This is a genomic window from Actinospica acidithermotolerans (genome assembly GCF_018139625.1).
Lineage (GTDB): Bacteria > Actinomycetota > Actinomycetes > Streptomycetales > Catenulisporaceae > Actinospica > Actinospica acidithermotolerans.
In genome coordinates this window covers 160,175-172,798 of the sequence record NZ_JAGSOH010000001.1, presented here as the reverse complement: position 1 = coordinate 172,798, position 12,624 = coordinate 160,175, and the positions used below count along the sequence as shown (strand labels likewise).

General features: G+C 69.1%; 14 protein-coding genes. 10 read left to right on the top strand and 4 right to left on the bottom strand.

From position 1 onward, the window contains the following. Nucleotides 1-2 precede the first annotated feature (2 nt). The gene (dnaN, locus tag KDK95_RS00675) at nucleotides 3-1,139 is read right to left on the bottom strand and encodes a DNA polymerase III subunit beta (RefSeq protein ID WP_212515949.1); all 1,137 of its coding nucleotides are present in this window, start codon (nucleotides 1,137-1,139) and stop codon (nucleotides 3-5) included. 627 nt (nucleotides 1,140-1,766) lie between these two features. Next, nucleotides 1,767-3,509, bottom strand: a complete 1,743-nt coding sequence (gene dnaA / locus KDK95_RS00670) for a chromosomal replication initiator protein DnaA (protein WP_307844039.1) — start codon at nucleotides 3,507-3,509, stop codon at nucleotides 1,767-1,769. Nucleotides 3,510-3,882: 373 nt separating this feature from the next. On the opposite strand from dnaA, the gene rpmH reads away from it, so the two are divergent. The 10 genes from rpmH to trxA all read left to right on the top strand — a co-directional run bounded on the left by rpmH (nucleotide 3,883) and on the right by trxA (nucleotide 11,179). Continuing rightward, nucleotides 3,883-4,020, top strand: coding sequence for a 50S ribosomal protein L34 (rpmH, locus tag KDK95_RS00665; protein WP_212515948.1), 138 nt, complete (start codon nucleotides 3,883-3,885; stop codon nucleotides 4,018-4,020). Nucleotides 4,021-4,078: 58 nt separating this feature from the next. Then, nucleotides 4,079-4,492, top strand: a complete 414-nt coding sequence (gene rnpA / locus KDK95_RS00660; protein WP_307844038.1) for a ribonuclease P protein component — start codon at nucleotides 4,079-4,081, stop codon at nucleotides 4,490-4,492. Further along, nucleotides 4,489-4,788, top strand: a complete 300-nt coding sequence (yidD, locus tag KDK95_RS00655) for a membrane protein insertion efficiency factor YidD (protein WP_372463235.1) — start codon at nucleotides 4,489-4,491, stop codon at nucleotides 4,786-4,788. Before rnpA ends, yidD begins: the two co-directional genes overlap by 4 nt. A 15-nt stretch (nucleotides 4,789-4,803) precedes the next feature. Continuing rightward, nucleotides 4,804-5,814, top strand: a complete 1,011-nt coding sequence (gene yidC, locus KDK95_RS00650) for a membrane protein insertase YidC (RefSeq protein WP_212515947.1) — start codon at nucleotides 4,804-4,806, stop codon at nucleotides 5,812-5,814. A gap of 59 nt (nucleotides 5,815-5,873) precedes the next feature. Next, nucleotides 5,874-6,383, top strand: a complete 510-nt coding sequence (locus tag KDK95_RS37320) for a Jag family protein (RefSeq protein ID WP_307844048.1) — start codon at nucleotides 5,874-5,876, stop codon at nucleotides 6,381-6,383. 178 nt (nucleotides 6,384-6,561) lie between these two features. After that, nucleotides 6,562-7,287: a 16S rRNA (guanine(527)-N(7))-methyltransferase RsmG gene (gene rsmG, locus KDK95_RS00640; RefSeq protein WP_249159946.1), complete on the top strand. Its 726-nt coding sequence runs from the start codon at nucleotides 6,562-6,564 to the stop codon at nucleotides 7,285-7,287. Between the two features lie 471 nt (nucleotides 7,288-7,758). Further along, a complete protein-coding gene (locus KDK95_RS00635; protein WP_372463240.1) occupies nucleotides 7,759-8,688 on the top strand; it encodes a ParA family protein in 930 nt (309 codons plus the stop codon). Continuing rightward, nucleotides 8,685-9,719 (top strand): ParB/RepB/Spo0J family partition protein, encoded by a 1,035-nt coding sequence (locus KDK95_RS00630; protein WP_212515944.1) that lies wholly within the window; start codon nucleotides 8,685-8,687, stop codon nucleotides 9,717-9,719. The genes KDK95_RS00635 and KDK95_RS00630 overlap by 4 nt, the downstream gene beginning before the upstream one ends. A gap of 116 nt (nucleotides 9,720-9,835) precedes the next feature. Further along, the gene (trxB, locus tag KDK95_RS00625) at nucleotides 9,836-10,807 is read left to right on the top strand and encodes a thioredoxin-disulfide reductase (RefSeq protein ID WP_212515943.1); all 972 of its coding nucleotides are present in this window, start codon (nucleotides 9,836-9,838) and stop codon (nucleotides 10,805-10,807) included. 45 nt (nucleotides 10,808-10,852) lie between these two features. Further along, entirely contained in the window at nucleotides 10,853-11,179 is a 327-nt protein-coding gene (trxA, locus tag KDK95_RS00620; protein ID WP_212515942.1) for a thioredoxin, read from the top strand. Here trxA and KDK95_RS00615 read toward each other — a convergent pair. After that, complete coding sequence (locus tag KDK95_RS00615; protein WP_212515941.1) at nucleotides 11,169-11,948, bottom strand: anti-sigma factor; 780 nt, start codon at nucleotides 11,946-11,948, stop codon at nucleotides 11,169-11,171. The two genes, trxA and KDK95_RS00615, sit on opposite strands and share 11 nt — an antisense overlap. After that, nucleotides 11,945-12,598, bottom strand: a complete 654-nt coding sequence (sigM, locus tag KDK95_RS00610; protein ID WP_212515940.1) for an RNA polymerase sigma factor SigM — start codon at nucleotides 12,596-12,598, stop codon at nucleotides 11,945-11,947. Before sigM ends, KDK95_RS00615 begins: the two co-directional genes overlap by 4 nt. Nucleotides 12,599-12,624: the final 26 nt, after the last annotated feature.

Here is a 12,624-nt window from a genome sequence, read left to right as displayed (position 1 = left end):
CGTCAGCCGGTGAGCCGGATCGGCATCACCAGGTAGCGGTAGGCCGGGTCGTGGTCGGCGTCGGCGGCCGGACGGCCGGTGAGCACCGCGGGCTTGGTGGAGGTGGTGTACGACAGCTGCGTGTACGGGGCCTCCAGCGCGCCGAGGCCCTCGAGCAGATAGCCCGGGTTGAAGGCGAGCGAGATGTCCTCGCCCTCGAAGACCGCGTCCATGGTCTCGCTGGCGCGGGCCTCGTCGCCGGTGCCGGCCTCGAGGGTGACCTGGCCGGTGGAGAAGCTCAGGCGCACCGGGGTGTTGCGCTCGGCCACCAGCGCGACGCGCTTGACGGCTTCGATCAGCGCGGAGGTCTCGATCACCGCGTCGCCGGTGAACTCGGCCGGGAAGATCGAGTTGTACTTGATGAACTCGCCCTCGAGCAGCCGGGTGGTGGTGCGCTTGCCGGAGGCCTCGATGCCGATCAGGCCCTGGCCCGCCTCGGCCTCGGTGTCCGCCAGGGCGAGGGTGACGAATTCGCCGCCGGTGAGCGAGCGGGCGATCTCGTGCAGGGTCTTGGCCGGGACGAGCGCGACGGCGTCGAGGTCGGCGATCTCCGGCTTCCACAGGATCTCGCGCACGGCCAGCCGGTAGCGGTCGGTGGCCACCAGCCGCAGCGTGTCCCCGTTGATCTCGACGCGGACGCCGGTCAGGAACGGCAGGGTGTCGTCCTTGCCGGCCGCGACGGCGACCTGGGCGACGGCGGCGGCGAAGGTGCCGGCCGCGATGCTGCCCGCCGCCTTGGGCATGTCCGGCAGCGCCGGGTACTCCTCCACCGGCATGGTCTGCAGGGTGAAGCGGGAGCTGCCGCACACCAGCTGGACCTTGGGGCCGTCGGTGGAGAACTCCACCGGCCGGTTCGGCAGGGCGCGGGCGATGTCCGCGAGCAGCTTGCCGGAGACCAGGACCGTGCCGGCCTCCTCGACCTGCGCGGGCAGCTGCGAGCGCGAGGAGACCTCGTAGTCGAAGCCGCTGATGACCAGCTCCTCGCCTATGGCCGAGAGCAGCAGGCCGGCGAGCACCGGCGCCGGTGGGCGGGCCGGAAGCGACTTGGCCGTCCAGGCCACCGCCTCGGCGAGGACGTCGCGTTCTACCCGAAACTTCACCGGTCTCGCCTCCACTGTCCGGACATGATCAGGATTCTCATCACCCCGACCGTCGACTGCCTCGGATGAGGATAGCGCTTTTTCGGAGAGAGGGAGATTGGACGTCAGACCTCTCGGCGAGGTTATCCACAGAATTGTGCGCAGCCCACGAGCTTTTTGCCTAGATGGAGTTATCTCTTGAGTAGTAGTAGTAGGGGGTGTGGATACTGTGGAAAAGCGCCCTTTCCGCAGGTCGGCGCGGAAATTTTTGTACACAGGCCCTGGGGAGAACCTGGGGAGAACTCGAACTCCCCTGTGGAGAAACGCGCGTTGTCCACACCGCGTCCACAGACGTCCACAGTTTGTGCACAGCTTGTCCCCAAAAAAATCTTGAAGCCTGGGGATAAGATTCTCACTCGAATCGGTGACTCGTCCAACGTCCCGGTAGCTTATGCACAGAAGTTGTCCACAAGTATCCACAGGCTGTGCATTGGGATGGCGCTGTTTCCACATCAACCGACACAGCCCCCGACGGGACCAGGCTCTTTGTCCTGTGTACCCGGCGGGGGCTGTGGATAATCCCGGTGGAAAACCAGGATTTTGAATCGCGATTTGACAGATGAACCTGACGTGTACTCAGGGTGGAGACTAGCCGCGCATGGACTTGATGCGGTTCGTCAGCTCGGTCACCTGGTTGTAGGTGGAGCGCCGCTCGGCCATCAGGTTCCTGATCTTCCGGTCGGCGTGCATGACGGTCGTGTGGTCGCGGCCGCCGAACAGCTGGCCGATCTTGGGCAGCGACATGTCCGTCAGCTCCCGGCACAGGTACATGGCGATCTGGCGCGCCGTGACCAGCACCCGGCTGCGCGAGGTGCCGCAGATGTCCTCTATGGTCAGTCCGAAGTAGGCGGCCGTCTGCGCCATGATGGTCGACGCCGTGATCTCGGTGCCGCCGGCCTCCGGGAAGAGGTCCTTGAGGACCGCCTCGGCCAGCGGGAAGTCCACCGGCGAGCGGTTGAGCGAGGCGAACGCCGTCACCCGGATCAGCGCGCCCTCGAGCTCGCGGATGTTGGTGGAGATCTTGCTGGCGATGAACTCCAGCACCTCGGGCGGGGCGTTGAGCCGCTCCTGCGCGGCCTTCTTCCGCAGGATCGCGATGCGGGTCTCCAGCTCCGGCGGCTGCACGTCGGTGATCAGGCCCCACTCGAAGCGCGAGCGCAGCCGGTCCTCCAGGGTGACCAGCTGCTTGGGCGGCCGGTCGCTGGAGATCACGATCTGCTTGTTGGAGTTGTGCAGCGCGTTGAAGGTGTGGAAGAACTCCTCCTGCGTGCCTTCCTTGTTCTCCAGGAACTGGATGTCGTCGATCATCAGGATGTCGATGTCGCGGTACCGGCGCCGCAGCAGGTCCTGCTTGCCGTCGCGGATCGCGTTGATGAAGTCGTTGGTGAACTCCTCGGTGCTGACGTACCGCACCCGGGTCCCCGGGTAGAGCGAGCGGGTGTAGTGCCCGATCGCGTGCAGCAAGTGCGTCTTGCCGAGCCCGGACTCGCCGTAGATGAACAGCGGGTTGTACGCCTTGGCCGGGGCCTCCGCGACCGCGACGGCGGCCGCGTGCGCGAAGCGGTTGCTCGAGCCGATGACGAAGGTCTCGAAGAGGTATTTGGGGTTGAGCCGCCCGGCTTCGCCCTCGGCCTTCACCGGAGCGTCGGACGCCCCGCCCGGCTGCTTCGCCTTCTCCCGCTCCATCGCGTCGGCCGGCGCGCCGAAGCTGCGCTCGGGCAGCGGATCGGGCGCGGAGGCGAAGGGCAGCGCCACGGCCGGAGGCTGGGACGGCAGGTCGTCGGCGTGGTCGAGCGGCCGGGCCGCGAAGGGCAGCGGCGGCGGGGCCGAGTGCGCGCTCGGCGGCTGCGGGGGCAGGCTGATCGGGCCCGCGGTCACGCCGGGGGCGGGCTGCTCGTCCTGGCGCGGCGCGAAGGGCAGCCTGGCCTGCTCGCGCAGATCCTCGAAGGAAGGCAGCTGCGGGGCGACCGGCGGCTGCGGGCTGAACGGCCGCGGGATCTGCTGCTGCGGCGGCTGCGGGAGCGGCTGCGGCTGCGCGTTGACCGTGACGGCGAGGTGCACCTGGTGGCCGAGGAGCTGGGCGAGGCCGCCGGCGACCAGGTCGCGCAGGCTGCCCTCGAGCTTCTCCTTGGTGTAGTTGTCCTGCACGCCGAGCACGACGGTGTTGCCGACCAGCGCGATCGGCACGGTGAGCATGAGGAACGCGCGGTCCTTGGGGCCGAGCCTGCCCTCCGCCTCGAGCTGCGCGACGAAGTGCTTCCACACCGTGCCGAAGTCGCCGACCGGGGGCATGCCGCCGGTCGAAGGGGCGTTGGAGTACTCGTCAGGCACGGCTACCACTCATCGTGAATCGGGGTGTCAGAGGTCCGGCTGCGCCGGGCTCAGCGTGCCCGGCGGCACTCGGCAGGAGTGCGTGCCCAAGTTTTCCACAAGTGCTGTGGACAACTTGTGGATCCCGCTGCGGATTCCCTGAACGAGCCACGGGCCGACCCGGGGCGACCACACGACGGTAGCCATCCCGGGCCTGCTGTTCAACTCGTTGTCCACAGCCGGGGGACGAAGCCGCGTGCGAGCGGGTTTGACCCGGTGGCGGCCTCCCGCGTACCGTAAGCAGGTCGAGTCGAAACCTCCGTGTTGAATGCTGCCCGGAGCCGCTCGCGCCGAAAGACCGAGTCCTCAAGCCAGTACCTGTCTGGAGCCCCCAGTGAGCAAGCGCACCTTCCAGCCGAACAACCGGCGCCGCGCCAAGACCCACGGCTTCCGGCTGCGCATGCGCACCCGGGCCGGCCGGGCCATCCTCTCCTCGCGTCGCGCCAAGGGCCGTCGCGAACTGTCCGCGTAAGACGGGCAGCGCCCGGCGGTGAGCCCGCCGGGTCGTCCGGACGTCATCGGAGTCGCGCGTGCTGCCTTCCGAAAGCCGCGTGCGTCGCGGTGACGAGTTCGCCCGGGCGATCCGCGCCGGACGGCGATCCGGGCGTGCCCATCTGGTGGCGTATCTCGCTGCGGACGGACAGTCCGAGAAGGCGACAGACGAAGCCCGCACGGGTCCCGGTGCCCGCGCGGGCTTCGTCGTGAGCAAGGCCGTGGGCAACGCGGTCGTCCGCAACCGGGTGCGCCGCCGGCTGCGGCATCTGTGCGCGGCCCGGCTCGGCACGCTGCCGCCGGGCTCGATCCTGGTGGTCCGGGCGCTGCCGCCGGCCGCCGAAGCGGACTACGCGCTGCTCGGCCGGGAACTCGATGCGGCCCTCGAACGTCTGACAGGCGGCGGCGCCGCGCGGCGCCCGCGTGCCGACCGGCGGGGTGAGAGGCCGTGAAATACCTCCTCATGGGGCTCATCCGGATCTATCAGCGGACCATCTCACCGCTGCTGGGCCCGGTCTGCCGTTATTACCCGAGCTGTTCGCACTACGGCTACGAGGCGATGTCGGTCCACGGAGCCGCTAAGGGGACAATACTTACCGCATGGCGGATCCTGCGCTGCAACCCGTGGAGTTCGGGCGGCATCGACGAGGTGCCGCCGCGCGGAAGATGGAGCAACCCGACAACGGCAACGGCGGCAGTGAACGCCGAGACGAGTGGAGCTGTGGGCAGTGAACCTGGCAGGCCTTAGGCGAGGAGCCTGATCGTGAGTTGGTATGACACGCTGTTGTGGCCCATCATGTGGGTCATCAGCTGGTTGGTGGTCCAGTTCCACCGTCTGTTCAGCCTGGTGTTCGAGCCGAACAGCGGCTGGGCGTGGGGCCTGGCCATCGTCTTCCTCACCCTGTCGATCCGGGTGCTGCTGATTCCGCTGTTCGTCAAGCAGATCAAGTCGATGCGGGCGATGCAGGTCATCCAGCCCGAGATCAAGGCGCTGCAGGACAAGTACAAGCGGGACATCGAGCGGGCCAAGTTCGACCCGGTCAAGAAGCGCGATCTCCAGCAGAAGCAGCAGCGCGAGATGATGGCGCTGTACAAGGAGCACGGCACCAACCCCTTCGCCAGCTGCCTCCCGGTGCTGGCGCAGTCCCCGTTCTGGGCCTCGCTCTACCGGCTGCTCTACAACGTCGCGAACGGCACCACCTTCGCGTTCATGACCACCGCCCTGGTCGCGAGCATCAACAGCGCGCACATCCTCGGCGCGCCGATCTCGACGCACTTCAATAGCTCCGGCGCCGCTCTGCACGGCGCGAGCTCCGCGGACGTCAAGGCCGTCGCGGGCGCGATGATCCTGATCTGCATGCTGACCCAGTTCATCACGCAGCGGCAGATGATCCTGAAGAACAGCGCGCCGGACAACCCGATGGTCAAGCAGCAGAAGATGCTGATGTACGTGATGCCGCTGATGCTGGGACTGTTCTATCTGATCGCCCCGATCGGCGTGTTGATCTACATGCTGACCTCGAACCTGTGGACCATGGGGCAGCAGTTCTACGTCCTGCGCAACAACCCGACGCCCGGCTCGCTCGCGCACGAGGAGCACCTGGCGCGCAAGGCCGCCAAGGCGCAGAAGAAGGGCAAGCCCGCTCCGGCCGACGCGCCGAAGAGCGAGCCGCAGGACGCGGCCCCCGAGGCGAGCATGACCTCGACCGGCCGACCCAAGCCGCAGCGCAACCAGCCGACGCGGACCACCAAGAGCCAGCGCACCAAGCGCTAGCGCGCCGAGGTCGAGAAGAAGGAGAGGACGGGACGGTGACGACGCAGTCCGAGAGCGCCGTGACGGAGCCGGCGGCCGAAGGCGAAGCCGAGGCGACCGATACCGAGAGCCGGCTTTCCCGGCTTGAGGAGGAGGGCGATATCGCGGCGGACTACCTGGAGGGCCTGCTCGACATCGCGGACTTCGACGGCGACATCGATATGGACGTCGAGGGCGACCGCGCCTCGGTGTCCATCGTCGGCGACGGCCTGGCGAACCTGGTGGGCAAGAACGGCGAGGTGCTGGAGGCGCTGCAGGAGCTCACCCGCCTGGCCGTGACCCGGGAGACCGGCGAGCGCACCCGGCTGATGCTGGACATCGGCGGGCACCGGGCCGCCCGGCGCGCCGCGCTGATCGAGCTCGGCAACGAGGCGGTGGAGCAGGCGAAGTCCACCGGGCAGGGCGTCCGGCTGGCGCCGATGTCCCCGTTTGAGCGCAAGGTCGTGCACGACGCGGTGGCCGCCGCCGGACTGCGCAGCGAGTCGGAGGGCGAGGAGCCCAACCGCTGTGTGATCGTCTACCCGGCCTGAAAGATCTGAGTATCCGACCAGTCCGCTCGGCGGACTCGTCGAGCGTGAGTGGAGAGGGCCCCGGCGGCGCCGCCGCCGGGGCCCTCTTTTGGTTCACCCGTCGCGAACTGGCTAGGCTGTGCACACAATCCGATGGAGTCCAGCGGCCGGTTCCACGTGAAACATGAGGTGCGGAGGAATGTCCCAGGATCTGTCCGGCTGCACGCTCCCCCTGCCGCCGGCAGAGGCGAGCACCCTGTTCGGCGCTAGCCTGCCGACGATGACCCGGTACGCGGAACTGCTCGCGGGCCCGGGGGTGGAGCGCGGGCTGATCGGGCCGCGCGAGGTGGAGCGGCTCTGGGAGCGGCACCTGCTCAACTGCGGGGCCGTGGCTGAGCTGATCGCTCCGGATCTTGACGTGGTGGACGTCGGCTCGGGCGGCGGACTGCCCGGCCTGGTGCTGGCGATCGCCCGACCCGACCTCCGGATGACCCTGCTGGAGCCGCTGCTGCGGCGGACCGTCTTCCTCTCCGAGTGCGTCGAGACCCTCGGGTTGCGCAACGTCGAGGTGCGCCGCGGCCGGGCCGAGGAGTGGGCCGGCCGGATCGGGGCGGATCTGGTGACCGCCCGCGCGGTCGCCCCGCTGGAGAAGCTGGTCGGCTGGTGCCTGCCGCTGCTCGCGCCGAAGGGTCGGATGCTCGCGCTCAAGGGCGAGGCGGCCGCGACCGAACTGGAGCGGGTGGCGCCGAGCCTGAAGGCGCTGGGCGCCGTGGAGTGGGGAGTGGTCTCGGTGGGGGCCGAGCTCGGCGAGGCCGCGACCCGCGTGGTGCGGATTGACTTGGGGGCCCAGGGTTTCCGCCCCGCGAAGGCCGCTCGCCCGGCCAAAAACGTCCGTTCCGCGCGCACGCGACGCACACCGAACTGAGACCAGCTACAGTACGACTTGCTCCCTAGGCGCGTTTCACGTGAAACCGGATCCAGCGGACCTCTGTTCCACGTGAAACCCGACTCCACGAGACTCCCCCGGTTCCACGTGAAACCTCTCGCGGTGCGGTCATCGGCACCTAGGTGTATCTCCTGATTCAAGCGACGAGGGGACACGATGGTGGCGCCCGGTCCGTCCGAAGGCCATCGCCGCGGGCACCCAGAAAGTGGCCAACGCGGCAACCAATCAACGAGCGGCGTTCCACTACCTCGTGGGTGGCGCCTGGAAGAATCGCTGGAAGCGGAAAGCATGCCGCCGGACGGCTTCAGCTGGACCTGGCACGGCACTGAATCGCGTGACGCTGAACGAGCCGTCGTCATCTCGACGGAGGAAGAGAGTTGGCCGATGCCCTACGACCAGCCGATCGGGTCGGGCGGCCCGCAGCCGGTGCCCGCCGCTGTCGACACCGACATGTTGCACGGCGGTCGCCGCGCGCCGGCGGAGGATACGCCGATAGCGCGGGAGGCTGAGGCGGCGGTGGCGGCGATGGCGCGCAGCCAGCAACCGCTGCCCCGCCCGGCGAGCACCCGCACGATGGTGGTGGCCAACCAGAAGGGCGGCGTGGGCAAGACCACGACGACGGTGAACATCGCCGCCTCGCTCGCCCAGTTCGGCGCAAAGGTACTCGTGGTCGACCTCGACCCACAGGGCAACGCTTCCACGGCGCTCGGCATCGAGCACCACTCCGAGGTGCCCTCCATCTACGACGTGCTGATCGAGCGGTACAGCATGGAGGAGATCGTCCAGCCGGTCGAGGACATCCCCGGGCTCTACTGCGCCCCGGCGACGATCGACCTCGCGGGCGCCGAGATCGAGCTCGTCTCGATGGTGGCCCGGGAGAGCCGGCTGCAGCGGGCGCTGTCCGTATACCACGACACGATGGACTACATCCTCATCGACTGCCCGCCCTCGCTGGGGCTGCTGACCGTCAACGCGATGGTCGCCGGCAAGGAGGTGCTGATCCCGATCCAGTGCGAGTACTACGCGCTCGAGGGGCTCACCCAGCTGCTGCGCAACATCGAGTTGGTGCGCGCGCACCTGAACACCGATCTGCGGATCTCGACGATTCTGCTCACGATGTATGACGCGCGCACGCGGCTCGCCTCCCAGGTGGCCGACGAGGTGCGGATGCACTTCCCGAACGAGGTGCTGGGCACCGCGGTGCCGCGTTCGGTGCGCATCTCGGAGGCGCCGAGCTACAGCCAGACGGTGATGACCTACGATCCCGCGTCGACCGGCGCGCTCGCCTATCGCGAGGCGGCCCGGGAGATCGTGGAGCGCTATGCACAGGTTCCCGGCCAGCGCGCGCTGCCCGCGGACGCAGAAGAGGTGGCACGATGAACGATCGTCGGCGAGGGCTCGGCCGCGGCCTGGGCTCGCTGATTCCCACGGCCCCGGAAGGGGCGATCCCCGGCAGCCCGAGCGCGGCCGCCGGTGCGGCGACCGCGAACCCGGTGCCCACCCGGCGGCTTCCGCTGGGCGAGGTCTATCGCCCCGATGCCGACGAGTTCCACGTGGAACAGTCCCCGGCCCCGGCCGAGCCGCCGATGGTCGCCGGCGCGTATTTCGCGGAACTGCCGTTGTCCGCGATCGTGCCGAACCCGCGGCAGCCGCGCGATTACTTCGACGAGGACGATCTGCGCGACCTCGGGACCTCCATCAAGGAGGTCGGCCTGCTGCAGCCGATCGTGGTGCGCAAGGTCGACGACGAGCACTACGAGCTCATCATGGGGGAGCGCCGCTTCCGCGCCTCCAAGGCGATCGGCCTGACCGAGATCCCGGCGATCGTGCGGCAGACCGAGGACAACCGGATGCTGCTCGACGCGCTGCTGGAGAACCTGCAGCGCGCTCAGCTCAATCCGCTGGAAGAAGCCGCCGCCTTCGACCAGTTGCTCAAGGACTTCGAGTGCACGCACGAGGAGCTCGGCGGCCGCGTCGGCCGCTCGCGCTCCTACATCTCCAACTCGCTCCGGCTGCTGAAGATGTCGCCGGAGGTGCAGCTGAAAATCGCCGCCGGCACCATCTCGGCCGGGCACGCGAAGGCGCTCGCCGGAGTCGACGACCATGAGGCGCAGGAGCAGCTCGCCAAGCGCATCGTGCAGGAGCTGCTCTCGGTGCGCGCGGTCGAGGAGATCGTCCAGCTGCACGACCCGGAGAAGTCCAAGAAGCCGCGCAAACCGCGTCCCGGCAGCCGCATCTCCCCCGCGGTGACCGATCTCGCCGACCGGCTCTCCGACCGGTACGACACGCGCGTGTCGGTCAACGTGCTCGGCGGACGCGGCAAGGTCGTCGTGGAGTTCGGCTCCCTCGAGGACCTGGACCGGATCCTCGAGCTGATGGCGCCCGGCGAGCGGGTGCGCGCGTCGGAATAGCGGCGCCTCCGTCGCGGTTCACGTGAACGACCGCCGCGGCGGCAGCAGTAGTAGTAGCAGCAGTGGCAGTAGAAGTACCCCCCAGCAGTCAGCAGACCGAGAGAAAGCAGTAGGCAGTGCCTGAAGCAGAGGGAACCGAAGTCCGGAACGTCATCATCATCGGCTCCGGGCCCGCGGGATACACCGCCGGGATCTACACCGCTCGGGCCGGTCTGAAGCCGCTGCTGTTCGAGGGCTCGGTGACGGCCGGCGGTGCGCTGATGAACACCACCGAGGTGGAGAACTTCCCCGGCTTCCCGGACGGCATCATGGGACCGGACCTGATGGACGGGCTGCGCAAGCAGGCCGAGCGCTTCGGCGCCGAGCTCGTCACGGACGACGTGATCGAGGTCGACCTGAGCGGTCCGGTCAAGCGCGTCGTGGACGGCAACGACGACGTGCACTACGCGCGCACCGTCATCATCGCCACCGGCTCCGGCTACCGGGAGCTGGGCCTGCCGGACGAGAAGCGGCTTTCCGGCCACGGCGTCTCCTGGTGCGCCACGTGCGACGGCTTCTTCTTCCGGGAGAAGCGGATCCTCGTGGTCGGCGGCGGCGACACGGCAATGGAGGAGGCGACGTTCCTGACCCGCTTCGGCCAGAGCGTCACCATCGTGCACCGCCGCGGCGAACTGCGCGCCAGCAAGATCATGCAGGAGCGCGCGATGGCCAACCCGAAGATCTCCTTCGAATGGAACAGCGAGGTCTCCGCGATCCTCGGCGAGGACAAGGTGACCGGCGTCCGGCTGCGCGACACCCGCACCGGCGAGGAGCGGGAGATCGACGCCGACGGCCTGTTCATCGCGATCGGCCACGAGCCGCGCAGTGATCTGTTCAAGGGGCAGATCGACCTGGACGACGAGGGCTACGTGACGGTGGACGCGCCGAGCACGCGCACCAACCTCGAGGGCGTCTTCGCGTGCGGCGACGTCGTCGACCACACCTACCGCCAGGCCATCACCGCGGCCGGCACCGGTTGCGCCGCCGCGCTGGACGCCGAGCGCTTCCTGGCCGCGCTCGAGCACGCGGAATCAACGAAGCAGTCCTGACGTTCCACCCACAGACGCAAGCTTTCAGAAGAAGGAGGCCGCTTCATGTCGGCGCTCAAGCAGGTCACCGACGCGACGTTCGACGAGGAGGTCCTCAAGAGCGGCAAGCCGGTGCTGGTCGACTTCTGGGCCGAGTGGTGCGGGCCGTGCCGCATGATCGCCCCGATCCTGGAGCAGATCGCCGCCGAGCACGGCGAGAAGCTGGAGATCGTCAAGCTGAACACCGACGAGAACCCGGAGACGGCGACGCGCTACGGGGTGCTGAACATCCCGATGCTGAACGTCTACGTCAAGGGCGAGGTCGCCAAGACCATCGTCGGCGCCAAGCCGAAGCGCGCGCTGCTCAAGGACCTCGAGGACTTCATCGGCTGACGGAGCCCTGGGCGAGCACCACACTCGCAGAGCTCGGGCAGGAGCCCGCGTACACGACCGCGTAGACGGTCGAGGACGCGGGCTCCTGCGCGTTCTGGTACACGACCAGCGTCGCAGCCTGGTTCTCGAACACGCGGTGAGCCGTCGTCAGAACGGTGTAGCCGGAACGCTTCGGCGCACTCGCCTGGGCGCAGTTCCCCTCCGCGACCATCGGTGAGGACTTCGGCTGGCCGCCGGCCAGGCTGCTGTGAACCCACGCGACAAGCGCCGGATCCGTGAGGTCCTGATTGCTGCGCGGAGCGTTCTGGACGGAAACGCCGCTCGATGCGCTTCCCGTGGAGCTGGCGTTCGAGCCGCTGTGGCTCACGGCCACGCCGATGCCGATACCCGCGATCGCGATCAGCGAGAGCGAGGCGAGCGGCACCGCGAGCTTCCGCCAGGACCACCGGCCCGGCCGGGCCGCCGACGCGGTCCCGACGCGGTCCCGCTGCTTGTCCCGCTCCTGCTCCGCGTCGGCCTCCTGCCACGCCCGCTGCACCGCGGCGTCCATCCGGATGACGACCGACTCGGGGACCTCCGGCTCGGGCAACGCGGCCAGCTCGCTCAGCAAGACGCGTAGGCCGGAGAGTTCAGCCGCGCACTCCGGACAGCCCTGCGCGTGCTCGAGCAGGCCCGCAGGGGCGGTCTCCGGGCTGAACGCGCACTCCGACAACTCTTCGGGCGTCAGGTGCGCGGCGGCCGCGCCACGGGGCTCCTGTGGCTCCGTCACCGGGCACCCCGCTTCCGGTTCTCGTCACGTGTGGCTGTGGCTGGATGGTCGATCTGTACTGAGACGTCGGAATCGGGCGCCGGGTTCCGCAGATCGCGCAGCGCCGTCGCCAGCTTGGCCCGGCCGCGCGCGCAGCGGCTCTTGATCGTGCCGGCGGGCACGCCGAGCACCGCGGCCGCCTCGTCCACCGGCAGCCCCTGGACGTCGACCAGCACCACGGCCGCGCGCTGGTCCACCGGCAGCTGTGCCAGCGCCTGCTCCAGGACCATCCGCAGTTCCCGCTGCTCCGCCATGTCGGTCGGATCCTCGGTGGCCTGCCGCCAGACGCTCGACTCGGGATCGGGATAGTGCACCGTCGGCCGTGCGGCCTGCCGGCGCAGCCGGTCCAGGCAGGCGTTCACGGTGATCCGGTAGAGCCAGGTGCCGACCGCCGAGTCCTGCCGGAACGAGCCGGCCGCCTTGAAGGCGGACAGCGCCGCGTCCTGCAGCGCGTCCGCCGCGTCCTCGGGATTGCCCGCGGTGCGCAGCGCCACGGCCCACATCCGGCCGCGGTGCCGCGCGAGCAGCTCGCCGAACGCCTCGCGGTCCCCCGCCAGATGCCGGCGCAGGCGTTCGAGGTCGCCCGCCTCGTCGCGCGCAGCCTCCCGCATGCTCTCCCTCGCGTTCTCTGGCCGGC

Excerpts from the sequence above, each read along its gene's own strand:
- sigM (WP_212515940.1), bottom strand. The coding sequence starts at position 12,598 with ATGCGGGAGGCTGCGCGCGACGAGGCGGGCGACCTCGAACGCCTGCGC.
- KDK95_RS00635 (WP_372463240.1), top strand. The coding sequence starts at position 7,759 with ATGTTGCACGGCGGTCGCCGCGCGCCGGCGGAGGATACGCCGATAGCG.
- KDK95_RS00630 (WP_212515944.1), top strand. The coding sequence starts at position 8,685 with ATGAACGATCGTCGGCGAGGGCTCGGCCGCGGCCTGGGCTCGCTGATT.
- trxA (WP_212515942.1), top strand. The coding sequence starts at position 10,853 with ATGTCGGCGCTCAAGCAGGTCACCGACGCGACGTTCGACGAGGAGGTC.
- rsmG (WP_249159946.1), top strand. The coding sequence starts at position 6,562 with ATGTCCCAGGATCTGTCCGGCTGCACGCTCCCCCTGCCGCCGGCAGAG.